Annotated in this window: 20 protein-coding genes; 9 read left to right on the forward strand and 11 right to left on the reverse strand. The window is 69.1% G+C overall.

The features are described from left to right. Positions 1–122 precede the first annotated feature (122 nt). From C5E41_RS05360 to C5E41_RS05370, 3 genes are all read left to right on the forward strand, one after another. The gene (locus tag C5E41_RS05360; protein WP_104374704.1) at positions 123–1,955 is read left to right on the forward strand and encodes a phosphoenolpyruvate carboxykinase (GTP); all 1,833 of its coding nucleotides are present in this window, start codon (positions 123–125) and stop codon (positions 1,953–1,955) included. A gap of 248 nt (positions 1,956–2,203) precedes the next feature. Next, complete coding sequence (locus tag C5E41_RS05365) at positions 2,204–2,428, forward strand: hypothetical protein (RefSeq protein ID WP_146097463.1); 225 nt, start codon at positions 2,204–2,206, stop codon at positions 2,426–2,428. Between the two features lie 198 nt (positions 2,429–2,626). After that, positions 2,627–2,911 (forward strand): hypothetical protein, encoded by a 285-nt coding sequence (locus tag C5E41_RS05370; RefSeq protein WP_030514228.1) that lies wholly within the window; start codon positions 2,627–2,629, stop codon positions 2,909–2,911. Between the two features lie 14 nt (positions 2,912–2,925). Here the strand turns inward: C5E41_RS05370 and C5E41_RS05375 are convergent, their stop codons facing one another. After that, positions 2,926–3,714: a class I SAM-dependent methyltransferase gene (locus C5E41_RS05375; protein WP_104374706.1), complete on the reverse strand. Its 789-nt coding sequence runs from the start codon at positions 3,712–3,714 to the stop codon at positions 2,926–2,928. Positions 3,715–3,908: 194 nt separating this feature from the next. Between C5E41_RS05375 and C5E41_RS05380 the strand changes: the two genes are divergently transcribed. After that, entirely contained in the window at positions 3,909–5,135 is a 1,227-nt protein-coding gene (locus C5E41_RS05380; RefSeq protein WP_104374862.1) for a glycosyltransferase family 4 protein, read from the forward strand. A gap of 52 nt (positions 5,136–5,187) precedes the next feature. Here the strand turns inward: C5E41_RS05380 and C5E41_RS05385 are convergent, their stop codons facing one another. Then, positions 5,188–7,089, reverse strand: coding sequence for a hypothetical protein (locus C5E41_RS05385; protein WP_181063117.1), 1,902 nt, complete (start codon positions 7,087–7,089; stop codon positions 5,188–5,190). Between the two features lie 274 nt (positions 7,090–7,363). On the opposite strand from C5E41_RS05385, the gene C5E41_RS05390 reads away from it, so the two are divergent. The 3 genes from C5E41_RS05390 to C5E41_RS33680 all read left to right on the forward strand — a co-directional run bounded on the left by C5E41_RS05390 (position 7,364) and on the right by C5E41_RS33680 (position 9,501). Further along, positions 7,364–7,867 carry a DinB family protein gene (locus C5E41_RS05390; protein WP_104374864.1) on the forward strand — a complete coding sequence of 168 codons (504 nt, stop codon included), beginning with the start codon at positions 7,364–7,366 and terminating at the stop codon, positions 7,865–7,867. Positions 7,868–7,949: 82 nt separating this feature from the next. Beyond that, a complete protein-coding gene (locus C5E41_RS05395; protein ID WP_104374707.1) occupies positions 7,950–9,281 on the forward strand; it encodes a polysaccharide biosynthesis protein in 1,332 nt (443 codons plus the stop codon). After that, positions 9,238–9,501, forward strand: a complete 264-nt coding sequence (locus C5E41_RS33680; RefSeq protein ID WP_181063105.1) for a hypothetical protein — start codon at positions 9,238–9,240, stop codon at positions 9,499–9,501. The genes C5E41_RS05395 and C5E41_RS33680 overlap by 44 nt, the downstream gene beginning before the upstream one ends. Before the next feature lie 164 nt (positions 9,502–9,665). Here the strand turns inward: C5E41_RS33680 and C5E41_RS05405 are convergent, their stop codons facing one another. After that, positions 9,666–10,805 carry a DUF3068 domain-containing protein gene (locus tag C5E41_RS05405; RefSeq protein ID WP_104374708.1) on the reverse strand — a complete coding sequence of 380 codons (1,140 nt, stop codon included), beginning with the start codon at positions 10,803–10,805 and terminating at the stop codon, positions 9,666–9,668. 232 nt (positions 10,806–11,037) lie between these two features. Here C5E41_RS05405 and C5E41_RS05410 point away from each other — a divergent pair, with 232 nt between their 5' ends. Further along, positions 11,038–12,237: an acyltransferase family protein gene (locus tag C5E41_RS05410; RefSeq protein WP_104374709.1), complete on the forward strand. Its 1,200-nt coding sequence runs from the start codon at positions 11,038–11,040 to the stop codon at positions 12,235–12,237. Here C5E41_RS05410 and C5E41_RS05415 read toward each other — a convergent pair. The 4 genes from C5E41_RS05415 to C5E41_RS05430 all read right to left on the reverse strand — a co-directional run bounded on the left by C5E41_RS05415 (position 12,218) and on the right by C5E41_RS05430 (position 18,850). Beyond that, positions 12,218–16,897 (reverse strand): alpha-(1->3)-arabinofuranosyltransferase, encoded by a 4,680-nt coding sequence (locus C5E41_RS05415; RefSeq protein ID WP_258080751.1) that lies wholly within the window; start codon positions 16,895–16,897, stop codon positions 12,218–12,220. The two genes, C5E41_RS05410 and C5E41_RS05415, sit on opposite strands and share 20 nt — an antisense overlap. Further along, positions 16,878–17,048: a DUF2613 domain-containing protein gene (locus C5E41_RS05420; protein WP_082940596.1), complete on the reverse strand. Its 171-nt coding sequence runs from the start codon at positions 17,046–17,048 to the stop codon at positions 16,878–16,880. The genes C5E41_RS05415 and C5E41_RS05420 overlap by 20 nt, the downstream gene beginning before the upstream one ends. Before the next feature lie 104 nt (positions 17,049–17,152). Further along, positions 17,153–18,253, reverse strand: coding sequence for an isochorismate synthase (locus tag C5E41_RS05425; RefSeq protein ID WP_104374710.1), 1,101 nt, complete (start codon positions 18,251–18,253; stop codon positions 17,153–17,155). A 93-nt stretch (positions 18,254–18,346) separates the two neighbouring features. After that, positions 18,347–18,850, reverse strand: coding sequence for a universal stress protein (locus tag C5E41_RS05430; RefSeq protein ID WP_104374711.1), 504 nt, complete (start codon positions 18,848–18,850; stop codon positions 18,347–18,349). Positions 18,851–19,189: 339 nt separating this feature from the next. Here C5E41_RS05430 and C5E41_RS05435 point away from each other — a divergent pair, with 339 nt between their 5' ends. Then, complete coding sequence (locus C5E41_RS05435; protein WP_146097464.1) at positions 19,190–19,639, forward strand: hypothetical protein; 450 nt, start codon at positions 19,190–19,192, stop codon at positions 19,637–19,639. A gap of 43 nt (positions 19,640–19,682) precedes the next feature. Here the strand turns inward: C5E41_RS05435 and C5E41_RS05440 are convergent, their stop codons facing one another. Genes C5E41_RS05440 through C5E41_RS05455 form a run of 4 tightly spaced genes read right to left on the reverse strand, consistent with a single transcriptional unit; the run spans position 19,683 to position 22,955 of the window. Further along, positions 19,683–20,690 (reverse strand): DUF5914 domain-containing protein, encoded by a 1,008-nt coding sequence (locus C5E41_RS05440; RefSeq protein ID WP_439956432.1) that lies wholly within the window; start codon positions 20,688–20,690, stop codon positions 19,683–19,685. Further along, complete coding sequence (locus C5E41_RS05445) at positions 20,687–22,285, reverse strand: FAD-dependent oxidoreductase (protein WP_104374714.1); 1,599 nt, start codon at positions 22,283–22,285, stop codon at positions 20,687–20,689. The genes C5E41_RS05440 and C5E41_RS05445 overlap by 4 nt, the downstream gene beginning before the upstream one ends. Continuing rightward, complete coding sequence (locus C5E41_RS05450; RefSeq protein WP_104374715.1) at positions 22,282–22,614, reverse strand: lycopene cyclase domain-containing protein; 333 nt, start codon at positions 22,612–22,614, stop codon at positions 22,282–22,284. The genes C5E41_RS05445 and C5E41_RS05450 overlap by 4 nt, the downstream gene beginning before the upstream one ends. Beyond that, a complete protein-coding gene (locus C5E41_RS05455) occupies positions 22,611–22,955 on the reverse strand; it encodes a lycopene cyclase domain-containing protein (protein WP_104374716.1) in 345 nt (114 codons plus the stop codon). The genes C5E41_RS05450 and C5E41_RS05455 overlap by 4 nt, the downstream gene beginning before the upstream one ends. Position 22,956: the final 1 nt, after the last annotated feature.

Below are 22,956 nucleotides of genomic sequence, written 5' to 3' on the forward strand. Positions count from 1 at the left end.
CGCCCAGCCGGGGCGCGCTGTTCGGCGAGCCGGGCGGATATCCACAGCCAACGGCGGCCTTCCTGGTGTTGAAAGCTGTTTCGGCAGCTCTCTGGCCCGCCGCTCATCTCAGGAGAGTTTTCATGACCTCAGCGACCATTCCTGGTCTTCACGGATCCGATGGCACCGCGCCGACCAAGCATGCCGGACTGCTCGCCTGGGTGCAGGAGGTCGCAGAGCTCACCCAGCCGGAGCGGGTCGTCTGGGCCGACGGTTCCGATGAGGAATGGGACCGGCTGACCACCCGACTGGTCGAGGCCGGCACCTTCCAGAAGCTCAACGAGCACAAGAAGCCGAATTCCTTCCTCGCGCTGTCGGACCCCTCCGACGTCGCCCGCGTCGAGTCGCGCACCTTCATCTGTTCGCGCACCGAGGCCGACGCCGGCCCGACCAACAACTGGGTCGACCCGAACGAGATGCGCGCCACCATGACCGAGCTGTACCGCGGCAGCATGAAGGGCCGCACCATGTACGTGGTGCCGTTCTGCATGGGCCCGCTGGGCGCCGCTGACCCGAAGCTGGGCGTCGAACTCACCGACTCCGAATACGTCGTGGTGTCGATGCGCGTGATGACCCGCATGGGCAAGGCCGCGCTGGAGAAGCTGGGCACCGATCGCCCGTTCGTGAAGGCGCTGCATTCGGTCGGCGCGCCTTTGACGGGCGACGTGGCAGATGTCCCCTGGCCGTGCAACGACACCAAGTACATCACCCACTTCCCCGAGGACCGCGAGATCTGGTCCTTCGGTTCGGGCTACGGCGGCAACGCGCTGCTGGGCAAGAAGTGCTACTCGCTGCGCATCGCCTCGGCGATGGCGCACGACGAGGGCTGGCTGGCCGAGCACATGCTGATCCTCAAGCTCATCTCCCCGGAGAACAAGAACTACTACGTCGCGGCCGCGTTCCCGAGCGCCTGCGGTAAGACGAACCTGGCGATGCTGCAGCCGACTGTCCCGGGCTGGCGTGCGGAGACGCTCGGTGATGACATCGCGTGGATGCGCTTCGGCGAGGACGGCCGCCTGTACGCGGTGAACCCGGAGTTCGGCTTCTTCGGCGTCGCCCCCGGCACCAACCACAAGTCGAACCCGAATGCGATGGCCACGCTCGAGGCCGGCAACACCGTCTACACCAACGTCGCGCTGACCGACGACCAGGACGTCTGGTGGGAGGGGCTCGAGGGCGAGCCCGACCACCTGATCGACTGGAAGGGTAACGACTGGTACCTGCGCGAGACCGAAACCCTTGCCGCGCATCCGAACTCGCGCTACTGCACGCCGATGTCGCAGTGCCCGACCCTCGCTCCGGAATGGGACGACCCCCAGGGCGTGCCGATCTCGGCGATCCTGTTCGGCGGCCGCCGCAAGACCACGGTCCCGCTGGTGACCGAGTCCTTCGACTGGCAGCACGGCGTATTCATGGGCGCCACAATGTCTTCCGAGCAGACCGCCGCGGCCGAGGGCAAGGTCGGCAACGTGCGCCGCGATCCGATGGCCATGCTGCCGTTCATGGGCTACCACGTCGGTGACTACATGAACCACTGGATCAACCTGGGCAAGAACGCCGACGCCACCAAGTTGCCGAAGATCTTCTACGTCAACTGGTTCCGCCGCGGCGACGATGGCCGCTTCCTGTGGCCGGGCTTCGGTGAGAACTCCCGCGTGCTGGAGTGGATCGTCAACCGGATCGAGGGCAAGGCCGAGGCCGAGGCCACCGCGATCGGCAATGTGCCCACCGCCGGCGATCTGGACCTCGAGGGTCTGGACGTGGACCCCGCCGACATCGACGCCTCGCTGAAGGTCGACCTCGACGAGTGGCGCAGGGAGATCCCGCTGATCGAGGAGTGGTTCGAATTCGTCGGCGACAAGCTGCCCTCCGGCGTGCGTGACGAATTCGAGGCGCTCAAGCAGCGTCTGGGCTAGTCGGACGACGCCGTTCCATCGAACGACGAAAGCGAGCCGCCCGCACCGTCTTTGCGACGGGGCGGGCGGCTCGTTATTTCGGCGGTTCCGCGTGTGGAATGGCGCGCTTGTCCTATTCTGAATGTGTTCTGCATCTCACGAATACTCCCTGTGGTTGCGGGGAATTAACTACTCGGCTGAACTGACTGCGTGCAGGTGCTCGTGGATCCGTTGTCTGGCCGACCGGTCGGGGTATGTGGGAGGTGGGCATGACCGAACTCGAGTTCGATGCTGTCTCGGGATCAGCCGGCGCACGGTGGGCCGATCCGGGAATGGACTTCGCGCCGACGGCGGTGAGTACGCCGCTGCAGCGTGCCGCGGCCCGGTTGCAGGCCGTACTACCGCCCGGATGGCAGGTCGACATCGACCTCGCGGCACCGCGCCCGCACGGCGATCCACAGCCGGTGCTGCGAGTTCGCTTGTCCGAGAACTGATTCGACGCACAGTCCCTGGTGTCCCGTACTGCGCGCAGCGGACATCCCGGACCGATCGCCCAGTCGAGAGGCGCGAAACCCTACCTCGCGGTTCGCTTTTCGCAAAACGCACTATTGCGTTTCCCGTGATTGCAGAGCATGCTTAGAGCAAACATTGTCGGACGATTTTACAAATGCAATCGCAGGGGAGTCCGAATCATGGCGGTGCACGTGGTCGGCCGATCGCTGATGACCAGTGATCAGACCCCACATCAGGCAAGGTCCGTCGGTACCGGGGGCTGGGTGGTGTCCTTTCTGCCCGGCCGGACCTTGACGCTCGAACAGGCGACGGCGGCGCTGCAGGCGGCCGAGGCGGTGGCGGCGGTCCGCTCACTCGCCGACCGCGTCGGCCTGACCCCGCTGGAAACCGTCGGCCTGGCCATGCAGGAGCCGCCGTGGAGCGAACCAGCGCGGCGCACGCGCCGGCGGGGGTGGCTGGAGTAGATCCCGGACGCGGTTCAGCGGAGGGGTTTGGCCGCGACGACGACCAGGTTGCTGACCAGTAGTTCCCGCGCGCCCGGTATGCGCGTCACCCACCACGCCCAGCGAGGGTGGTAGCGGGGGAAGGTGGCGAGGATCTGGGCCCGGCCGCCGGTTTTGCGCGCCCATCGCAGCCCGTCGGCGGCGGTGACGGCGAACAGTGAGCTGCCGAAGCGGTTCTTGGGCTGCTTTCCGGTGCGGCGGGTGTAGCGCCGGGCCGCGAACTCACCGCCGAGGTAATGCCACGGGCCCGTCTCGTGTCCGCCGAACGGCCCCAGCCACACCGTGTAGGACAGCACCATCAGACCGCCCGGTTTGGTGATGCGCAGCATCTCGTCGGCCATCACCCACGGCTGCGGCACATGTTCGGCGACGTTCGAGGAAAGGCAGATGTCGACGGCGTCGTCGCGGATGGGCAGCGCCATTCCGGACCCGCGGACCGCGCCCGCCACGGTGAGTCCGGCCGCGTGCATTTCGGCCGGATCGGGTTCGATCGGCAGATAGCGCGCGCCCGCCGCCGCGAATTCGTCCGCGAAGTAGCCGGGACCGCCGCCGACGTCGACGATGACGGTGCCGGTCAGGTCCCGCCCGGTCAGATCACGATAGAAATCGGCTATCAAATCGGCGGTGTCGGCGGCGATACCCCCGTAGAACCGGCCCGGATCGGTTTGCTCGAAGCGGAAGCTGCCCAAAAGGCGCAGGGAGCGGCGGAGGGTGGCCCGGCGCGCGAAGCGTGGACGCGGTCCGGTTGCGTCGGATCGAAGCATGGCCGCGCCAGTCTATGCGGCCACAGCAGCGACCCGGAACGGTCATCGGCGACTATGGTGGAGCCCACTGTCGTCCGACCTGAGCGATCTGGAGAACTGCCTTGCCCGGAACCGGCCCCCGCGAGCGCGCCACCCTGGCGCGGCGCTGCGGACTCGATGCCGGTGGGAGCGAGATGCGGGCCGCGAATGCGGACGTGCGGGAAGTCCTGCTGCTGTGCTGGCGCGATACCGGACATCCGCAGGGTGGCGGGAGTGAGCGGTATCTGGAGCAGGTAGGTGCGCAGTTGGCGGCACGCGGGGTGAAAGTGACGCTGCGGACCGCGCACTATCCGGGCGCGGCGCGGCGCGAGCACATCGACGGCATCGAGATCAGCCGGGCCGGCGGGCGCTTCACGGTCTATCCGCGAGCGCTGGCCGCCATCGCGGCCGGTCGGCTGGGTTTCGGCCCACTGCGCGGGATGCGGCCGGATGCGGTCATCGACACCCAGAACGGCATTCCGTTCTTCGCCCGGACGGTCTCCGGGGCGCCCTCGGTGGTCCTGGTGCATCACGGCCATCGGGAGCAGTGGCCAGTGGCGGGTCGTGTGGTCGGGCGAATCGGCTGGTGGATCGAATCGCGACTGTCGCCACGGGTCCATCGGCGCGACCAATATCTGACGGTATCGCTGCCCTCCGCGGAGGAACTCGCCTCGCTCGGGGTCGATGCGACGCGAATCGCGGTGGTGCGCAACGGTGCCGAACCTGTGCCCGCACAAGCACCGACCGGTGCCGAATCGACCCGCACCCCGTATCCGAGCATCGTCGTGCTGTCGAGGCTGGTACCGCACAAGCAGATCGAGGACGCGCTCGACGTGGTCGCGGGTCTGCGTGAGCGCCTGCCCGGCCTGCGCCTGGACGTGATCGGCGACGGCTGGTGGGCCGACAATCTGAAAGACCGCGCGCATCGCTCGGGTATCGCCGACGCGGTGGATTTCCACGGCTTCGTCGACGAAGCGCGCAAGCACGAATTGCTTTCCCGCGCTTGGGTTCAGGTGCTGCCCTCCCGCAAGGAAGGGTGGGGTCTCGCGGTGATCGAGGCCGCGCAGCACGGCGTCCCGACCATCGGCTACCGCAGTTCACGGGGGCTCACCGACTCCATCGTCGACGGCGTGACCGGGGTGCTGGTGGACGACTCCAGCCAGCTCACCGAAACCGTGGGGGAACTGCTCGCCGACTCCGAGGCACGAATTGTCATGGGGGAGAAGGCTCGTACGCGAGCTCGCGAGTTCTCCTGGGAACAGACGGGTAACGGAGTCAATGAGGTCCTGGCCGCCGCCGCCCGGGGACAATTCGTCTCGGGGCTGGTGACGGGCCGTGCGACGGTGGCGGCGGCGACGTCGGCGCCGCTCCCGGACGACTGCGTCACCCCGACTCTCCGCTGATCGGCAGGCTATCTGCCGGCCTGGCGATGGCGCGACTGTCGATCCGTGCGAGTCATCTCCGCCGTCGCCGGTCGGCCAGGACCGCGGCGAGGCCGGCCAGAAGCAGGGCTGCCCACAGAGCGTGCGCGACGATGGCTGCGGTGCGGTCGGTGGCGGTGGCGCCGGCCACGTCCCGTGCGCCCGGTACGCGGTACAGCGTCAGATCGGCGTCGGAGTACACCGGCTGTAGCCGGCTCAGTGTGGTCTTCGCATCGCCGACCGCTCCCGGCGTGCGGTGTTCGACGAGAATCCACCCGATGCCCTGGGCGGCGAGGTCGGCGGGCGCCGCGCCCCGGAGCAGAAGGTTCTCCACTCGCTGGGCCCGTGCCCCCTCGCCCGCCACCACTCGGCCCCGGACCGGCAGCACCCCTGTCTGCAAGACATCCGACCGCAGCATGCGAGGTGCTGGATCCAGCACCGGAACCCTTCCGCTGTAAGGAAATACGCGGAACATCCCGGCGGGCAGCACGGCGACGTCGCCGGGACCGTCGACCACCGCGGCCACCCGCTGCCACGCCGGTGGGTAGTGCACCGGTCGCAGTGCCCCACCCACTCCCCAGGCCAGGTCGGGAAGGGTGAGGATCAGCGCGGCGATGAACAGCAGTGCGGTAAGAGGTTGCGAGGCACCAGGATCGTTCTGTACCGGCCCGCTGCCGCTCGTCGATGGTTGGTCCGCATCCGCCGCCGGCCGTGCCTGTGGTGCTGCTGCAGGGCTGCGGGTGTGAGTCGTAGCTTCCTGTGGCGCAGCGTGTTTCGTCGGCCACGCGGTGTGTCGTCGGCCGAGTGCGGCGAGCGCGTGGCAGCCCGCCGCCGCGCAGAGGGCGTACGCGGGCATGGCCAGGGCGACGTATTTCTGGGTGTCGCGCAGGAGTCCGGCGCCGGGGATGCGCGCGATCAGGGATTCGCCGATGGCGATGCCCCACCCCGTCGCCCCCAGAGCCGGCAGCAGGATGCAGACGGCGGCCAGCACCAGCAACATCCGCCGTGTACGACGCGTGGACCGCTCACCCCGGGCTGCCACCGCTCGCACGCCCGAGACGACGATCGCCAGCAGAACGAGCGTCGACAGGACCGCGAAAAGCGTTGTCCGCGAATCGGGAACGGCCTCGCCGTTCCAGATTCCGCCCAGTCCGGCCAGGCTCCCCAAGGTGCCGAGCCCCGGTTCGGCCCGCGCGGCGAAGGCCGCCACGCCCGCCGGATCGGACGGTTCGGCTCCGCTACCGGACAGCACCGTTGCCACCAGCCACGGACTGGCGCTGATCAGCCACAACGCCACCGTGCCGACAAGGTTTCGCCGTCCCACCGTAAGAACGGCCACCAGGCCCGCCAGCAGCGAACCGGTCGGGGTCAAACCCGCCGCGGCGAGTACGCCGCCCAGCATCAACCACGGCCCGAGCGGCCCGCGCCGCGGCCGGTGATCGACAGCGCCGGCGTGCTCCGGCGCATCACCCAACGGCATCCGGGCCGAACCGGCCCTTATCCGCTGTGTGAGGACAACGGTCCAGGGCAGCGCAGCGTATCCGGCCAGCAGGCTCCAATGACCCTGGAGAAGTCGTTCGGCGACATAGGGATTCCAGATCGCGACTGTCGCGGCGACGAGCTGCGGTGCCAGGGACGCCCGCAGCAGGGTGCGGGTGAGCCGGGCCGCGCCCCACCCGGCGGCGGTGAGCGCCAGCACCATAATCGCCTTGACGACGATCCCCCCGTCCACCACCACCGACAGTGCGGCCAGCAATCCGTCCTGCGGTACCGCTCGCGGCGCCGCGTCCCCCAAACCCAAGGCCGCATCGGTCGCGTACGACCGGGGCGTGCTCACCCCATCGCGCAGCAGCAGATAGCCCGGCCCCAACAGCGGCCCGACGACGATCAGCGCGAGGACGAGGCTGTAGACCAGGGGCACGAGCCGGGCCCACATCGGCGCAGCGCCTGCCGATCGCAGCTGCGAGTGTCTGGTGTCGTCGCCGCGTTCTCGAGCCCCGGTCACGCTGAGTCACCCTACGTCGGCCGGAATGACGGCGGCGGCCGTCCGGCGTAACCTACATCCGCACAAGTTCGTCCACGGTCAAGGTGGCATCGGGAAGCGCGCGGAAGTAGTCGAGCGGAAATGTGCGGCAGTCCGGCACGGTGAACCGGGTGCGGGCCGCGAAAGCCGGGAGGGTGCGATCACGCGGCGAGACGAGGGGTTGTCCATGGATCGATGCGCCGAATGCGGCTTCGAGTACCGGCCGGCCGAGTCGGCGCAGGCCGCGGGCGCGATCGTCGCGGGCGTCGCCGAGTTGGCGGCGACGGTGAACGACTGCCCCGGCGCGGGGCGTCGCCGCCTTCCACAGCTGTGGTCGCCGCTGGAGTACGGCTGCCATGTCCGCGACGTACTGCTCGTGCAGCGAGAACGGATCCTGCTGGCGCGCCGCGCCGACCGCCCGGCCCTGGTCACCATGGGCCGCGACGAACGTGCCGATCACGACGGCTACGCCGACCAGGACCCCGCCGACGTGGCACAGGAACTACTCGTGTCGGCGCGACTGCTCGCGAATGTGCTCGACCGCCTCGCCGAGGCCGACTGGGACCGCCGCGTTCTGTACAACTACCCCGATCGCGTCGAGCGCGAACTGCGCTGGGTGGCGGCCCACACCGTCCACGAGGTCCGCCACCATCTGCTCGACGTGCGGCGCCAGCTGGCGGACGAGGACTGAGAACACCCGCTCTACGGCACCGCGGGCGCGTACCGGCGGGCCTCGGCTGTTCCGGGCTGCGACGAGGTGGGAGCATGGCGGGATGCCTGCCCTGCGTCGTCTACCCGTGGTCGCGGATATGACCCTGGTGACCGCTGGAGCCATGACCGCGAATATCGCCGGCTATCTGCTGCAACTGCTGGCCGGGCGCTGGCTGGGCGTGGCCGGCTACAGCGCCTTCGCGAGCCTGCTGGCCGTGCAGTTGCTGGCCGCGGTGCCGGCGTTGGCGCTGCAGAATGTGGTCGCGCGGGAGCTGGTGCGCGGCGCCGCGGTGGCGACGGTGCGCGGTTTGACCCGGCGCTGCGCGATGATCGTGGCGGTCGTCGCACTCGCGCTCATACCCCTGGTCGCGGTGCTGTTGCACGTGCGAGCACCCGCCGCGGGCGGGGCGCTGATCGCGGCACCGGTGCTGGTGCTGCTCTCCGGGGAGCAGGGCATTCTGCAGGGAACGAACCGATTCCGTTCGCTCGCCACCGTTCTCGGTGGTTCGGCGGTAGCCCGGGTAGCTCCGGCGCTGATCGCGCTGGCCGTCGGGGCGGGTGCCGCTACCGCGCTCTGGGGCGCGGCCCTCGGCCTGCTGGTGGCCACCGTTGCGGCGAACCGGATCGCGCGCATCGCACACTCGGTGACCGATGCCGGGTCTCACCCGCTGCCGCCGGACGCGGCCGAAGTCGCGCGGGTCCCGGTCGCCGTCGAGGTCGGCAGAACGGGTGCGCGGATCGGGGCGGTGCGGGCCGCCGACGTGGCCGCGGTCCTGCGTGCCGCGCAGGTCCAAGCCGCCTTGATGGCGCTGTCGTCCGCGGATCTGATCGTCGCCCGCATCGTGCTCGACGAGGCGGACGCCAGCCGTTACGCTCTCGGCGCGATCGCCACCAAGATCGCGTTCTGGCTGCCGCAGGCCGTCGGTGTCGTGCTGTATCCGCGCATGGCGCAACCGCAGCATTCCGTGCGTGCGCTGCGTTCCGCGCTGGGCGTGCTGGCGGTGGTCGGCCTGGTCGCCGTGGCGGGTGCGGCCGTGCTGGCGCCGCTGGCCCCGCTGTTCGCCGGCCGTGACTACGCGCCGATCGAGGATCTGCTGTGGCTGTTCGCGCTGGCCGGCGCGCTGTTGGCCGTGCTGCAGGGAGCCCTGCTGTCGGCCATCGCCGCCGACCGTACGGCACCGGCCGTCGTGATCTGGGCCGGACTGGCGGTCGAAGTGGGCGTCGCCGTGCCGTTCGTGCGCAGCCTGCCGGTGTTGATCGCGCTGGCCACCGGAGTCGCCGCGACGGTCACCGCGCTCGTGGTCGCCGTCGTGCTCCGGACCGTACGCCGCGGCCCGGAAGCTACTACCGATGACGCTGTGGGAGAACGACTTTCGCCGCTGTCGGCCGAGTGACTACGAGGTGGGCGCGGCGGGCGCGGTCTATGCGTCCGATTCCGTGACGTCCTCGGCGGTGATGTCCTCGGCGGCGCGCTGGTACGCCGTCCATGTCACGGCGCTGTGCCCCGGCGTCACCGCGACCGCGTCCCGGACCGCCGTCGATGTACCGCCGTGGCTGGTGCAGTCGCCCGAGGATGTGGTGCGCCCGGGCGCGAAAAGCGCCGGCCCGCAATGAAGGCCCGATCGTGCTCACCAGCCGCGCCAACCGGCTGTGGACCACCGCCATGCGGCTGCTGCCGCGCCGAACAGCTCTGACCCTGCTCGCCGATCGAGGAGAACACCATGTCCACCACCACCGACACCGCTGCCATCCGCGCCCTCATCGAGCGCAGCCGGGACCTAGCGGTTCTTACTGATGTCGATCTGCTGCGTCGGAGCCTCCGAGAACGGCTGCCCCGGCTTGTCGCTCGGCGGAGTGGTCTGCGGCTTCTTGACCAGACGGCCCGGCTTCGAGGAGCCGTCGCCGCCGCGCAGGCCCAGGATCAGGCCGGCGATCAGCGAGATCGCGCCCAGCACACCGAAGGTGATCGGCAGGGTGCGACCGTAGAGCGACAGCTGATCCATGTACTTGCGGGCCTCGTCGGCCTGCGAGCGGATGGTGCCGGGATCGAAGGTCAGCGTGGTGTTGATCGCGGTGACCTCGGGCTTGTCCGCGCTGCGCGCGTAGTACTGGTGCAGCTGCTCGGAGCCGTTCACGACGGTGCCGGTCTTCGGCTCCACCCACACGTCGCGGGTGTTGGTGTAGTAGCGGTTCATCGTGACGTCACCCTCGCCTGGGACGCCCCACTTGGCGGCCGGGAAGGTGAGCCGGTTGGTCGGCGCGGAGGTGACCTTCGACAGATCGGTGGGCGGCACCTGCTGGCGGAAGTGGTAGACCTTCAGATCGTTGATCTCGGTCTCTTCCACGAACTTCATATCGAACGACTTGCGGGCGTTGATGTCGAAGTACGGGTAGGTGGTCTTCTCGGTGCCGAGCGGGAAGCGGTACTGGAGGCCGGTGTGCTGCACCGGATCCGCGACGCTGTTGCCCTTGCTGTCGACGGTGGTGGCGATCGAGCCGTTGGGGTCGTCGTCGATCGGCCGGCCGGTCTTGCGGTTGATGGTGACGCGGTCGATGATCGCCGACAGCAGGCCGGTGTCACCGGTCTTGTCCTTGCGGCGCAGCGTCTGACCGGCCTGGATCGTCATGTTGGTCTTGCCCGACGGATCCTCGACGGTGAGGAAGCGCTGTGAGATGAGCCCGACGTTCTTGTCGATCTGCACCGGGCCCTCGCCGGAGAGGAGGGATTTCGCGTCCAGCACCTCGCTCGGGGCGTCGGGCTTGTTGGATGCGATGGTGGTGATCTCGAGGTCGAGGGGAGTTTTGGCCAATTGGCTCACGCCGTACGTCGGGACCAGTATCGCTGCGACGATCAACAGCGCACCGAGTCCCACGAGCAGGCAGGCCACCGTCCTCTTGGTACCGGCACTGAGTGCCATGCAAACTCTCCTCGTCGTCGAACAAGCCTCGTCCGGGTGCGCTCACAACCGGGTGCGGTCATAACACAAGCACTCGTGAGCCCCGACACTAACAGTCCGGCACCTTAACGCGGCGAGCTGAGTGCGGAAAACACTCCGAAAACTACGAGCGTCCGGCGAGTCGCGGCTCAGGGCCGCGACGCGGGGAGCCGCACGAGGCGCCGGCGAACCCGGCAGGGCACACTGGATCGCGATGACCGCAACGCCAGAAATCGCCACATCCAGCACCGACGTGCCGGCTGCCGCGGCGTCGCATCCCGCTCCGGCGGTTCCCGGAACCCGGAAATTCGTTCCCGCGCTGGAAGGGCTGCGCGGACTGGCCGCCCTCGGCGTGGTGCTGACGCACGTGGCCTTCCAGACCGGCGCCACCGCGGCGCCGGTGATCGGGCGGGTGTGGGAACGGTTCGACATGGCCGTCGCCGTATTCTTCGGTCTCTCCGGTTTCCTGCTGTGGCGCCCGCACGCCGCAGCGGCCCGCGGCCTGGGCGCCGCCCCTCGGGCCGGGCGATATCTGCTGCACCGGGCCGCTCGCATCCTGCCCGCCTACTGGGTCGTGGTCTGCGTGGCGCTCACACTGCTGCCGTCGGCGGCGCATTCGGCCGGGCTGCGGGTATGGGGGGCGAATCTGATATTGGTGCAGGTGTTCGTCCCGCTGACGCTGACCGACGGTCTCACCCAGATGTGGAGTCTGTCGGTGGAGGTGGCGTTCTATCTGGTGCTGCCGCTGCTGGCCTGGGCGCTGGTCCGGTTGCGCGGCTCGGCGGCACGGCAGCGGGTGTTCGCGGTGACCGCGATCGGATTGCTGTGCCTGGGCTGGAACTTCCTTCCGGTGCCGACCCCGGATGCCATCCACGCCGACAACTGGCTGCCCGGATATCTGCCGTGGTTCGCGGCGGGCATGGTGCTGGCCGAACTGGCCGAGGTCCTGGCCACGCGGTCCCGCAACGGCGAGGTGGCCCCGCGCTGGCAGCGCCTGCTCGGCGACCGCCGGCTGATGTGGTCGGTCGCCGCGGTCGCGTTCGCGCTCTCGGCCACCGACCTGGCCGGTCCCGCCGGACTGGCCCGCGCCGCGTCGTGGCAGTACGCGATGAAAATGGGTCTAGGGGCCTTGATCGGTTTCGGCCTGCTCGCCCCGCTCGTCGTCGGGGTCACGAGGCACCGCTTTCTGGAGAGCCGCCTGGCGCTGACGATCGGACGCTGGTCCTATGGCATCTTCATCTGGCATCTGGTGGTGTTGGCGATGATGTTCCCGATCTTCGGATTCATCCCGTTCAACGGCGGGTTCCTGCATGTGCTGGCATTGACGGTCGCCTTCACGATGCCGCTGGCCGCCGCGAGTTACGCGCTGGTCGAAGAACCGGTGCGGCAGTGGGTCAAACGCCGGTTCGGTTAATGGAACGCGCCCGCCACACCGGTGCGCGCGCGGGCAGTGCGGCGACGCTCACGGCGACCACGGCCACCAGCGCCGGGAACTGCGCCCACAGCGAGCTACCCATATAGACCTCGGCCGAACGCCACGGCCCGGTCGAGAGTGCGGCTTCACCCAGAATCGTTGCCGCCCCGGCGAGGACCGCGAGCACGAGCGGCGCTCGCGGCAGGACCCGTACCGCCACCAAACCTGTTGCGGCGCATAGTGTTCCGATCGGCCCGGAGATGAGTGAGGCGGCAATCGCGATACCGGCCGCGCCCAGCCACCAGCTGTCCCAGGTCCGAGGCGGGGGGTCGTAGTGGACGGCCGAGGAGGCCGGATCGGGGATGGCTGCCATCAGTTCGTCGGCGTGCCCGTTCGATACGTCGGCAGCGCCGTGCTGCCGGTTCGCCTTGTCGTCGCCGGGTACCTGTGCCGCTGGTTCGGCCGTTAGACGGCGATCGTCGTTGTGCCACAACCGTTTACGCAGTCGTCTCGGAACCGGCAGGGCCAGCAGCGCCAGCGGGATCAGCAACAGCAAACCGCCGAAGATGGCCAGGCGATACCAGCGGTCGATCGGAAATCCCACGGTCACCGGGCCGTGCGCGTCGGCGGGAATCACCCACCCCTGCTTCCAGCCGTCGACCACGACGGGCCGCAACGCGTGGCCGTCCCCGGTATGCGCGGTCCAGCCGACATTGGTACTGAGCGGCAGGACCAGCAGGTGATCGCCGGCCGGCGCATCGATGCCTGCCGGGCGACCCTCGTCTTCGGGCGAGGCGGTCGCGGGGACTTCGGCGGCGGGCGAGGCGGAGGCGTCCGCCGCGAAAGCCGTATTGTCCAAGCGCAGTTCATCGACGGAGAACAGTTCCGTCGGGGCGACGGTGACGTCGACGGAACCGGCCGGAAGGTCGACCGTGCTCGGGGCGCCGCCGTCGCCGGTATCGCCGGGCGCGCACACGGTGGCGGAAACCGGCTTTCCCGTGCGCAGTGCATCGGCCGTCGCGGTCACGCTCGTGTGCAACACCCGCCCGGCGACCGCGATGGTCGGGCCGTGGTCGCAGTCCACCGTCACCGGCCGATCGCCGGGGGCGGGCGCCGGGTAGCCCGGTCCGAGTACGGACATCTCCGCAAGGCCCGGCGGTTGCTCCTGGGTGAGCCCGAGCGCGGTGCGGTCCAGCACCGGCTTCCAGGTATCGATGCTGATCTCGATGTGGTCGGTGACCTGCGGATGCAACTCCAGCCGCACCGGAGTCGGCGGCGCCGACATCGGCGCGGGGGTGTCGGTCGACTTCGGCTGCGGGGCGGGCGCGTCCCGCGGCGGTGTGGCGGTCGGCGAGGTACGGCCCGGTGAGTCGGGCGTCGCCTCCGGATCGCGTCCCTTCGGTGCGGGCGGAACCTCACGAACCTGCGGGCCGTCCCCGAGATTGACCGCGATCGAGGTCGGTCGCGCGGGCAGTGCGCCCATCGGTGGGGTGACCTCGAGGCCGGTCACCAGTTCCGGTCGCGGAAGCTGAATCGTCAGTGTCGGTTTGGCGCCGGTGCGACTGCGCACGGTGTCCTCGGGCGCGATCCAGCTGGTACGTGGATCGCCGTCGGTCGCCGCGAAGGCCGAACCGCGCAGATCGCCGACATCGGCCTTGCCGCGGGCGATGGGCCGCTCCGGATCGGTCAGCAGGCCTTCCAGCGCCGGGCCCTGCCGGGTGCGCAGCGTCAGCCGCGGTGCGGCCGTCACCGGGTCCGGGACACCGAGAGTGCGTTCGAAGGCGCCCGGCTCCTCGGCCGGCAGCGCGAGGCCCTTACTGCAGCGCACCCGATCCGGCGCGTCGAAACATCCGCTGCGGCCGGGGAATTCTTGCCCGAGGTTCCAGCCGCGCACCGGCGTTCCGGCCGGAACGGGCGGTAGCACCGCGCGGTGCCGAATCGTCACGGGTGTCGGCGCGTCACGGTTCGAATAGTCGAACAGCTGAACTTCGCTGATACCGAATTGGCCGCCGCCGGTACCGTTCTCGGTGCGGGTCGCGGTGATGGTGAGCCAGTCGGTACGGCCCGGCGGCAACGAAACCGACACCGGCGCACCTGGTTCCGATATCCGTGCGGCCACCGTGCCGTTGGCGGTGCGCACCTCGATCCACTTCACCGGGTCGCCGATCGCGGCGGGGCTCGTGGTCACCTGCAGTGCGCCGGCTTCGATGGGATGGTCGAGGTCGAGTCGCAGCCATTGTCCGACAGCGTGTTCGGCGCTGGTGCTCAACCACGCGGTGCTCGGATCGCCGTCGAAGGCCGCGGCGGTCGAACTACCGGGCGCCGCTCCGCCGAGCTGAGTGGCATCGGCCGCGGAACTGGAGGCCGTGACGGTGGCGCCGGACCACTGCCCCTCCACCGGTTGGGCGCCGGGCACGGGGTAGTCGGGGACGAGGTTGTGGGTGCGACGGGCGTCGGTGGGCGCGCGCAGCGCCGAATTGTGGTTGTCCACCCGTCCGAAATCGGCCTCCCGATCCATCGGGGTATCGGTGATCGTGGTCGCGACCGGAGTCAGTCCGGCGCGCGCGGCATCGGCGGCCAGCAGCGTGGGCCCGCTCGCGCCGGAACCGCTGCGACGCAGCCGTTCCAGCACTTCGGGACCGCCCTGTACGACCGGCACCGAATTCAGCGGCACGGTCCGTGCCCCGGGGAAATTCGCGGGAGCGCCGGGGCCACTGCGGATCTCGGCCGGTTGCCCGCGGTCGCCGCCGCTCACCCGGTAGATCTCGATCGCCGGATACGTCGGGCGCAGATCACCGTCGCCGACCAGGCCATCACCGTGGCCCACTTCGATCGGGTTGCCGAATTCGGCGACCTTGCTGATGCCGGGCGAACCCTCGATCGCCGCGTGCGCCAGCATCGGCCGGGTGGAGCGGGAGGTATCGGGGTCGAGATCGTTGCGCAGCACCAGAATTCCGATGCCTTGATCGATCAGTGTCGGTGCGAGCCCGGTCGAGGGCCGGCCGTCGGCGATCAGCCGCTGCACCGAATCCATCGCCCGGATCGCGCCCGGCGGCGTGAGCGGCACGGCATCACGCACCGCCCACGGCGTGCGGGCCAGGGCCTGCAGTGGTTCGTCGCGGGTCAGGCCCCAGATCTGACTGCCGAACGGCGCTCCGGGCACCACCAGCGCCCGGGTGTCGGAAGCATTGCGCGCCAGCCAGTCGGCGGTCTGCTGCCAGTAGGCCGGCACCTTGTCGTAGGCGCCGCGCGGGGCGAGTTTGCCGGTCCATGCCAGCGAGGTCGACAGCGCCAGCGCGGCCAGCAGCAGCGCCGCCACCGCGACCATCCGATTGCGTTCGGGATGCGCGAAGGCGCTGCGCCACACCGGCATCGGCACCGTGGCGGGCAGCGGCACCCGTCGCAGCAGATGGGCGAGCCCGATCACCAGCGGGATCCGGATCAGTGGTTCCAGCTTGTGCACATTGCGCAGCGGGGCGCCGCCGGAATCCAGGAAGATCCGCACGGATTCGGCGAACGGCCCACCGAGCTGTCCGGCGTATCCGGCGCAGATGCCGACCAGGCCGGCGATCAGCACGAGCGTGAACCGTCCGCGCCCCGGCATCGATCGCAGCGCCAGCCCGGCCATTCCGGCCGCCGCGAGCACTCCGGTCGCCAGCACTGCCGCGGGCTGGGTGACCAGCACCGCACCCGCGATCCGCTCCGGTGAGACGTACGGCGTCCAGCTGTCGGTGCCGCGCAACACCTCACCCAGTGACGCCCACTGGGTGGTCACGCCGGAGGATTCGATGTAGTCCAGGAACGGCGGGCTCACCTTGCCGAGCACCAGCAGCGGCACCACCCACCAGAAGGTGCCCAGGATCAGCAGCGGAATCCAGGCTCGGGTGAACCGCCACCAGGTGCGATTCGGGCGATACGATGCCCACCACAGTGCCGCGGGCAGAAAGGCGGCCACGGTCGCGACCGCGTTGACCGACCCCATCAGCGCCAGCGCGAGGGCGCTCGCCGCCGGCGAGGTCGCACCTCGCATCGATACCGATTCGGCGGTCGGCCGGTGCGGCAGCAGTCGCCGCCATCCGGACCGGGCGGCATGGATTCGCGGCATCCCGGCCACGCCCAGGGCCGCCGGTGCGAGCAGCACCCAGGGAGCCAGCATCATCGGCAGGGTTTCCGAGGAGATGGATCCGAGCGTGGTCAACACCCGCGGCGACAGCGCGAACGTGACCGCCGCGATCACCCGGGAGCCACGGGTGCCGATGCCCAGCACCTCGCACAGCCGGACGATGCCCCAGAAGCCGGCGAGAATCAGCAGCGCCCACCAGATCCGCTGCGTCACCCACGCCGGAAGGCCCAGCACATGGCCCAGCGAGAAGAAGGCGCCGTGCGGGAAGAAATATCCGTACGCCTGGTTCTGCACCTGGCCCATCGGCGCCTGACTGCTCCACAGGTGGGCGGCACGCTGCAGGAATCCGACCGGATTCTGGGCGAGGTCGTATTTGGTGTCGGCGACGGTATTGCCGGGCGCCTGCAGAAAGGTCAGCAGGAAGGCGGCGAGAACGGTACCGGCGAACCAACGCCGGCCCAGTGGTGCGGTGGCCGAGGAAAGAGAGTCGGCGGAAGGGGCAGCGGCGGGCGCAGCGTCAGCGCGCGCCGTACTCAACGTTGTTCAACAGCGATGACGACGCGTCGCCACTGCGATCCACCTCGGGTCGCGTATTCTGCGCTGTCGCCGTCACGACAATGAATACCGCGATCACACCGAGCAGCGCTCCGGCGACGGCGCTCGCAACCCCCGGGACGGCAAACTTCATCGCGTACTCCCAACATCGACACAGGCGTCTTGCGAGCCAACCTACAACATGGACGCGCCCCGGGAGGCACGCAGCACGACAACCCGCCGGGCGAGCAGCTGCGATCAGCTCGGCTGGTCCGGTACCGGGCAGGCCAGCCCGTTCAACAGAGTGCGCAGTTTCGCCGTCGTCTCGTCGAGTTCGGTGCGCGGGTCGGAGGCCGCCACGATGCCGCCGCCGCCGTAGGCCTGCACGGTGCGTCCGTCCGCGGACAATTCGGCGCAGCGGATCGCGACCACCCATTCACCGTCGCCGCGCGCATCGCACCAGCCGACCGCACCGCCGTAGAAATCGCGCGGCTCCTCGTACGCGGTGATGGTCCGCAGGGCGAGGTCGGTGGGGGTGCCACAGACCGCGGGCGTGGGATGCAGCAGCAGGGCCAGGTCGAGCGCGGTGGTGGCGGGATCGCGCAGGCGTCCGGTGATGGGTGTCGCCAGATGCCAGACCTCGGCGGTGTTGATCAGCTCGGGGCCGTCGGGGATCGCGAGTTCGGCGCAAACGGGGGCGAGTTGTTCCCGGATCCACTCGATGACGAAGGCGTGTTCGTCGCGATTCTTGGTATCGGACAACAACTCCCGCGATCGTTCGGTATCGAGGGCGGGATCGGCATGCCGGGGCAGCGTTCCGGCCAGCGGACGCAGCGTGACCGTGTCACCGTGCCGGGCGACCAGCACCTCCGGTGTGGCGCCGACCAGGTGCGCGCCGGTCCGGCCGGCGGGGGTCAGATCGACGGCGAAGACGTTGGCCCGAGGATGGCGAACCAGCAGATGCGCGGCGACCACCTCGGGCGCGAGCGGCTGCTCGGCCTCGGCGATCAGCGAGCGCGCGGCGACCACCTTGCGTAACGGCTGCGCCGGATCCGACAACTGCTCCACCAGTTTCGTCACCCGAGCCACATGCTCTGCCGGACTGGGAATTTCCGCGACGACCCGAACCTCGGGCAGCGGTGGAACGGCGGCCGGACGCCACGGGCCCGCACTGTGCCGGGCCCGCTGCGGCTCACACAGCGCGGCGGCCTCGCCCGGGTCGAACGCGAGCGCGCCGACGATCAGTTCCGCCGCACCGTCGCGCAGGGCCGTCGCTGCCCGCCGCGCATCGTCGAATGCGCGCCGGATGCCGGTCGTGCGGACCACGCCCCCCGGTTGTGCGAGCAGAAAGCCGTCCATAGTTTCCCGACCATAGTCGTGTGCGGAACCGGCGGCGCCAGGGTAGCGACGCAGATCTCATGTGGGCAGACTCATGCGGAGGGGGCGGCACCCTCACAGCTGACCGGCGAGATCGCTGACCGGTATCGGTTCCTTTCCCGGCGGCACCAGCAGAATCGGCCGATGGCAGTGTTTCAGCACCGCCTCCGCCACGCTCGAATGCAGCAGGGCGCGGATGCCGGTGGAGCCGCGCGTACCGGCGACGATGATGTCGACATTCAGCTCGTCGGCCACGTCGACGATCGCGTTCCAGATGGTCGAGGTGCATTCGGCGGTACGTGGCTCCGCATTCAATCCGGCCAATTTGGCCAACCGTACGCCCTGCGCATTGATCTGTTTCGCGTCGACGTAGGCGATATCCTCGATCTCCTCGTCCGGGAGCCATTCCGGCTGCATCACACCGGAAAGTCCGGACAGCCGCGCGGCCTGGCGCACCATCGGCTCCCATGCCGTGAGCACGACCGCCTTGGGCGCGGACAAAAACCGCCCCGCATATTCCACGGCCCGCTTCGCATTCTCGGATCCGTCGTACGCGATGAGCATCAAGTCGCAAGTCATGCCGACCTCCCGGACATCCGTGCCGTGCGCATGCGGGTTGTTCCGAAACTACCCGCGGCCCCGAGAGTACTCGCGCGATCAGCGTAAATGCGGGATGTCGATCGGTATTCGCCGATTCGATTCCGAACCGTTCCATCCGTCGCCGGATTCGGTCCGGACACGATGCGACCATTCGGTCCGGACCGGGCGGACTGTGTCCTGAACCTCACTCGTGGCTGACAATTCGCGCGTGATTCACCGAATCACGTGTAACTGCTGTGATTTCCGGTATTCACTGGAACAACCGACGAACGGAGCCGGGGCACGGCGCCGGGAGATGGACAGTGAGTGAGGTGCATCGTGCGATTGAAAGAGATTGCTACGCCACAGGATTGGGCGGACACCTACCGGGAGCTGTTCGGATTACCCTATGTGCGCGTCACCTCGCCGGGATATGTGGTGTTACCTCTCGGCGACTCGGTCGCCGCGGTGAATACACCGGAACCGCTCGGTGCGCTGGTACTCGGTGAATTGACCGTGCGCGGGATTCCGGGGCCGGTGCTGGTGCGTGAACACCCGCCGCGTCGAACGTTTATCGCGGTATTCGACGGATATCCGGATGTGGACCGGACACTGCGATTGGAACGCTACGGCGTCGATATCGGATCCCATCGCAGCAATGTCATTCTGCCCACCGGATTCGGGCGGCACACCCATGAGGGCCGGTGGTGGGCGCGCGCGCCCCAGCGCGACGAATCGCTGCCGCTGCTCTCGGAGGTCGTGGCAGCTGTGGAGCGAACCGCCGGGTAGCGCAACCGCTACACCCGCGCGAGGCAGCGCCGCGATCGCGAGACTATCGGCGAGTGCGCAGCTGGTAGCGGCGCTCGGCATAGGCCAGGTCGTCGCGCCAGAGGCGGCCCGCCGCGTGATTGATCAGCGGGCGCAGCACCGGGAGAGCGCGGTGTGCGTGCCGGAAGCCAGGACGAGGCGAGTGTGCGATGACGGCTTCGATCACCGCGGTGCGAGGCCGGCCGTCGGGGCCCGGCCCGAGCGGGGTGGCGTGGGTTTCCACCACGCTGCCCGCGCCCTCGCCGCCGACGATGCGCATGACGATCGTGCGCGGGTCGGAACAGGTGAACTCCGCTTCGACCGGAACGCCGAGACCGCGGGTGACGCGGAAGGTGACGGTGAGCAGGAAGCGATGATCGTCCTCGTCGCGGTGCTCGCGCGGGGGTGTCCGAGTGACATCCAGGCGCGTGAAGGAATACGGGTGGAGCCATCCGCCGTGCCACGGATCGAGCCGATTCGCGATGATGTCGCGAGGCTCGCAGATACCTGTCGATCGATTGACCGCGTGCACCGTGGTGTCGTCGGGCCGGGCGCCGACGACCGGCGCCTCGGTCGGTGTGTGCCCGCCTGCGGTGTCCAGGCGTACCCAGGCCAGCACTCCGTCGTCGAGGCAGGGGAACGGGGACCAACGCGGCCCGCCGTCGGCGCCGATCCGCAGGCCATGCCAGCGGCAGATCAAGGTGCCGTCCTCGACGCGACCGGTCGCGAGCGACGCACCGAGGTGTGGGCAAGCGCCGGGGCCGACCAGCAGCCTGCCGTCGAGGTCTCGCCAGGCGACGATCTCGACACCGCTCACGGTCGTGCCGAACGGCCGCCCCGCGCGGATCGCGCGACTGGCCGCGAACACGTACCAGTTTCCGCCGGGCAATCTCTGTGACCAGTCCAGGGTTGCTTCGATCAGGCCGGGATCGGCCTCGCGATAGGTGGGCCGCTGTCGCGACCACTCTTCGGCGGCGAAACGCCGCAGCGGAAGATTTTTCACCCTGCCGCTGAGCTGGAGCCGATGGTTCACGACGGATTCCTTTCCCGGAGCGCGAGGGTGCGCAGGACGGCCGAGCGGCCACGATTGGGCACCGTCTGCAGTGAATGACCGGCTGCCTGCCACTGTTGTGCCAACGTCGAAGCCGCGATCCAACCGGTCGTCGCGGCGCGTTCCATCAGGGCCACCGGAAGATCGACCCGTATTCCGTCGCCGGCCAACATCAACCGCGGATGAGGGGTGGTGATCTCCGGCCGGGCGGCGAAATCGCCCGGCGCGAAACGGGGGCAGTCCTGGCGCCACAGCGTGCGTTCGGCCACGACGCGCGCATGCCTGGACTCGGGGTAGATCTCGTGCAGTCGCGCGCACAGCCGGTCTCGCACCGCCTCCCGCACGGACGTGTCGGGTAGTTCGGGCGCAGCCGCATAGGCGTGCAGTTCGACGACGCCGCCGCCCCGTTGCCGGGCCCATCGGGCAGCAGCGCTTTCGTAGCGATCGACGACACTGATGTTGTCGATCGGGCTGAGGTTGCCCGTGGCGAGGAAGCTGGGCCGGTCGCGGCGCAACGGCCGGTCCAGCCAGAGCCGATGGACGACGAAGGCCGGGGCGAGCGCCAAGGCGGCGACTCGCTCGCGCCATTCGGCAGTACCCAATGCCGGCGACGCGGCGACGATGTCGCGCAGACCGGCCACGTCGGCGGCGAGTACGACGGCATCGGCGAACAGACCGGACCCGGTGTCGGTGTGCAGCCGGAAACCAGGGCCGTCGGTATCGATTCGGGTGACCCTGACGCCGGTGTGGAAATCGACACGGCCGGGGCGTCCGGTGACGTGCGGCGCGGTGAGATGGTCCCGCAGCGGATTCCACAGGCCCACATCGAAATTGTCCCGAATCGTGTCGAAGACCAAACCCTCGCTGGAGCCCAGGAAGTAGATGTGGAACATCGTCGCCAGTTCGGCTGCCGACATCTGCTGAGGAGCGGCGAAGAAGCTGCGAGAAAAGACGTCGAAGGCCAGATGACGCGCGGCAACCGGAAAATTGATGCGCCGCAGGAAGGTATCGGCGTCCAGGTCGTCGAGTTGCCGATAGATCCACGGCACCGACACGGCGGCCAATGGTGCCGCCGCGCAGGGGTCCATCCGGATCAGGTCGCGCAGCCGGAACGTAGGACTGCGCAACGCGAACGCCACCGCGTTCCAGGGAGGGGTGCGCGGCAGATGCCGGAAACCGTCCCGGCGGCCCTGCGCGTCGATCAGCGGATAGTCGTCGACACGTTGCCATCTGGTCAGCCCGGGATCGCTGCGCGACAACAGCTTTCGCAAATTGTAGTACTGCGGAAAGAAGGCGTGGAAACCTCGGTTCATGGCGAGCGCGGTGCCGTCGGGCAGCGTCTCGGTCCATCCGCCGACGCGTCCCCCGAGATATCGTTCGCGTTCGATCACATCGACTCGAAATCCCCGTTCGGCCAGGCCCGTGGCCGCGGCCAGGCCCGCGATCCCCGCGCCCACCACCGCCACTCGTGGTCGCGGCTGGCCGCCCTCGCCGACATCCATCCGTCCCGGCGCGGCCGGGAGCCGAACCCGCCGCGGATCCCGCCCCAGCCCGTCGTGAGCCGACCGGGTTCTCATGACGGCGATCCTTCCTGCCGTTGCCGCGCCCGCTCCCAGCAGAGCAATACCGCTGTGACCAGGGCGTATCCGAAGAAGAAGTCCTCCACCGGGATATCCCAGGGAAACCGGATTCCGAGTATGTGCTCCGGGTTGTACAGCACGATCGGCGCGTTGAGCTTCGTCAACCACCCGTCGACCGGTATCTGGAAACAGAGCACGATGACCATCGATATCCAGTAGGCGGGACGCCTCAGCAACCCGGTGCGCAGCACGGTCCATTCGGCGACCCACACCGCGGGCACCGCTGCGACAGCGGGCACGGTGTAGGCGAACAGTCCGACGCTCATCGTCTGCCTCGCAGTGCCGGGCGCCGGCCTCGTTCGCTGCCGAGCAGCGCTTCGACGGCGACGAAGGTGAACAGCCCGCAAATCGGAACAACCAGGAAAAACAGCACTTCCTCGAGCGGAATCGCGCCCGGCAGGGTGATTCCGATCAGATAACGGCTGTCGAAACTCCAGACGCCACCGGCGATCGCGAGCAGATCCCAGGTCAGGAAGAGCAGAGCGGGGGGTATCAGCGCGGCCGCCAGTAAGCGCGGCCGGCGATACACGCCGCGGCCGAAGCATTCCAGTGGCGCGGTGAGCGCCAGACAAGCCATGAGGAGGAACAGGTAATGCCAGTGCGCCATG

Source organism: Nocardia nova (assembly GCF_002933465.1).
Classification (GTDB): domain Bacteria; phylum Actinomycetota; class Actinomycetes; order Mycobacteriales; family Mycobacteriaceae; genus Nocardia; species Nocardia nova_B.

What these genes read in the sequence shown, in the direction of transcription:
- C5E41_RS05360 (WP_104374704.1), top strand. Translation starts at nt 123, where the DNA reads ATGACCTCAGCGACCATTCCTGGTCTTCACGGATCCGATGGCACCGCG.
- C5E41_RS05365 (WP_146097463.1), top strand. Translation starts at nt 2,204, where the DNA reads ATGACCGAACTCGAGTTCGATGCTGTCTCGGGATCAGCCGGCGCACGG.
- C5E41_RS05370 (WP_030514228.1), top strand. Translation starts at nt 2,627, where the DNA reads ATGGCGGTGCACGTGGTCGGCCGATCGCTGATGACCAGTGATCAGACC.
- C5E41_RS05375 (WP_104374706.1), bottom strand. Translation starts at nt 3,714, where the DNA reads ATGCTTCGATCCGACGCAACCGGACCGCGTCCACGCTTCGCGCGCCGG.
- C5E41_RS05385 (WP_181063117.1), bottom strand. Translation starts at nt 7,089, where the DNA reads ATGTGGGCCCGGCTCGTGCCCCTGGTCTACAGCCTCGTCCTCGCGCTG.
- C5E41_RS05390 (WP_104374864.1), top strand. Translation starts at nt 7,364, where the DNA reads ATGGATCGATGCGCCGAATGCGGCTTCGAGTACCGGCCGGCCGAGTCG.
- C5E41_RS05395 (WP_104374707.1), top strand. Translation starts at nt 7,950, where the DNA reads ATGCCTGCCCTGCGTCGTCTACCCGTGGTCGCGGATATGACCCTGGTG.
- C5E41_RS33680 (WP_181063105.1), top strand. Translation starts at nt 9,238, where the DNA reads ATGACGCTGTGGGAGAACGACTTTCGCCGCTGTCGGCCGAGTGACTAC.
- C5E41_RS05405 (WP_104374708.1), bottom strand. Translation starts at nt 10,805, where the DNA reads ATGGCACTCAGTGCCGGTACCAAGAGGACGGTGGCCTGCCTGCTCGTG.
- C5E41_RS05410 (WP_104374709.1), top strand. Translation starts at nt 11,038, where the DNA reads ATGACCGCAACGCCAGAAATCGCCACATCCAGCACCGACGTGCCGGCT.
- C5E41_RS05420 (WP_082940596.1), bottom strand. Translation starts at nt 17,048, where the DNA reads ATGAAGTTTGCCGTCCCGGGGGTTGCGAGCGCCGTCGCCGGAGCGCTG.
- C5E41_RS05425 (WP_104374710.1), bottom strand. Translation starts at nt 18,253, where the DNA reads ATGGACGGCTTTCTGCTCGCACAACCGGGGGGCGTGGTCCGCACGACC.
- C5E41_RS05430 (WP_104374711.1), bottom strand. Translation starts at nt 18,850, where the DNA reads ATGACTTGCGACTTGATGCTCATCGCGTACGACGGATCCGAGAATGCG.
- C5E41_RS05445 (WP_104374714.1), bottom strand. Translation starts at nt 22,285, where the DNA reads ATGAGAACCCGGTCGGCTCACGACGGGCTGGGGCGGGATCCGCGGCGG.
- C5E41_RS05450 (WP_104374715.1), bottom strand. Translation starts at nt 22,614, where the DNA reads ATGAGCGTCGGACTGTTCGCCTACACCGTGCCCGCTGTCGCAGCGGTG.
- C5E41_RS05455 (WP_104374716.1), bottom strand. Translation starts at nt 22,955, where the DNA reads ATGGCGCACTGGCATTACCTGTTCCTCCTCATGGCTTGTCTGGCGCTC.